The organism is Microcystis sp. 0824, from assembly GCF_003112475.1.
GTDB lineage: Bacteria > Cyanobacteriota > Cyanobacteriia > Cyanobacteriales > Microcystaceae > Microcystis > Microcystis aeruginosa_C.
Map to the genome: position 1 here is coordinate 1 of NZ_BDSM01000037.1, position 1,989 is coordinate 1,989.

1 protein-coding gene is annotated in these 1,989 nt (G+C 36.2%); it reads right to left on the bottom strand.

Going from position 1 to position 1,989, the window contains the following annotated elements; all coding sequences use genetic code 11:
* Positions 1-235: 235 nt before the first annotated feature.
* Positions 236-1,720 carry an IS1380 family transposase gene (locus N0824_RS13345; RefSeq protein ID WP_108937097.1) on the bottom strand — a complete coding sequence of 495 codons (1,485 nt, stop codon included), beginning with the start codon at positions 1,718-1,720 and terminating at the stop codon, positions 236-238.
* Positions 1,721-1,989: the final 269 nt, after the last annotated feature.

Consider the following 1,989-nt stretch of genomic DNA (forward strand, 5'->3'; position numbering starts at 1 on the left):
CCCGCATTTCTCACAAACTGAATTAAGAACCTAATTTGGAGGTTAAAAGTTGGTGTTTTTCAAAAATAAGAGAAACCCGCTTAGTTATCAAGGAATAATCTGACTAAACTAATCAAAAAATTCCTGAATTACTGGAAAAATTCCGTCAATTAGGGAAAATGTTCACGACAAAGTTAGCTGAATTTATAAGCAGCCATTTTTAAGACTATTTAATGATCTTTGAAAACTCTTCAACTTATCCAGTTCCCGCTATCGCTTGAATTCTAGAGTAAGCTATCGCTAAAATATCTTGATAGGGACAAGAACTGGCAATTGCGATTAAAATTCTTCTGACACTAACAGTAATTCTAGCTCCTAATTTAAGGAAATTAAGGCGAATTGTTCCCACTGTCGCTTTGGCAAAATAAGTTTTAGCCAAACAATTTTGACGAAAAGCTTGCATTAAAACATAAGCCATTGATGACAACCAAAGTCTTAATTGATTACTCTCAAATGTCTGTGTCGAAGTCCGGTCAGCAAATAAGTCTAATTGTTGCTCTTTAATTCGATTTTCCATCTCCCCTCTGGGGCAATATTTTTCAGTGTAAAGTTTAGATGGGGGAATCTTTGATGCAGGTAAAGAAGTCACAACGTGGCGAATTTTTACGCCCTCACTACCATGACAAACTTTTGTCACCACTCTTCTTGAACGGCTCCAGGATTTTTGGGTTTGATAACATAGGGAACGATACCAAGTCGATTCTGGTACCAATTTCGCCAATTCTCCTAACTCTTCATCGGGAGAAAATAACGTCTCCATTAATTCAGTAACTGGCTGAAGTCTTTGCTCGTAATCTGCCTTAGCTTTCTCAATTACATCGGTCGCTCGTAATTTTAATTGACTATTCGTTGCCATTGCTAAAACATAATCAACTCCTGCTTGACTTTCGCAAAATTTCATGATATCTTCACGGGAATAGGCACTATCTCCTCGTACTAATATCTGCGTATCTGACCATTTTTCTCGAATTATACCGATTATTCGCTGCAATTCTTCTAATGCTCCCCCAGCAGTATCTACATTAGAAGACCGGAGTTTAGCTACTAATAAATGATGCTCACAGAAAATATACAAAGGAGCATAACACACTCCTTTATAATAAGTATTGAAAAACGCTCCCTCTTGATTTCCATGCACTTGGTCATCGGTGACATCCATGTCTAAAATAATTTGTTTCGGTGGCTTTTTGTAGGATTCTAGAAAGATGTCCACAAAAGCTTTTTCAATTTCTTTGAGGTTAGGCTCGATTTTATGGTAACGACTGTTCTCTTGATTGATGACTGTTTCCGGACAATATTCTAGTCGATTAATTGTACTTTTTCCTGCTAAATTTGCTTGGGCTGAGTCAATAAAATTTAGTTTTTTCAATGCTATTGCTAAAGCTGGATCATGACGTAATTTATCATGATCATTGACATCCTCATATCCCAAAACTATCCCATAAACTCTTTGTGCGAGTAGTTCATGAACTGAATAATCTAGATATGATGAATTTCGATAATCTCGAAAACATTCGGCAAACCGAGCCGTTATTTTTAGCTTTTGGTCTAACTCTGCCATCAAAATAATTCCTGCGTCTGAGGTGATTTTTCCTCCCTCAAAATTAGCGATTACTTGTCTTCCATTGAGTTTTCCAAAATTTAATTGATTGAGTTGAGACTGGTCTGAACTAGGAGTCATAAACTTGACATACTTTAAATAGTTTTAATGATTAAATTATAGCAAGCTTTTGACTTCATTCTCTACTTAAAATTGAGACTTTATCAACTAATTAACCTAAAAATACGCATTTTAAATTTGTTCTTTTTTCAAGGTCTAATTGATGATGAGCTTAAGTTGAATCCTAACAACACACTGTCGTTTTTGCTACAAGGCGATCACCCAGTCAAAACCCAGATTTTGTAAGGCTTCGGGGGTTGGTGATCGTACTTTTTGTGAGAAATGCGGGT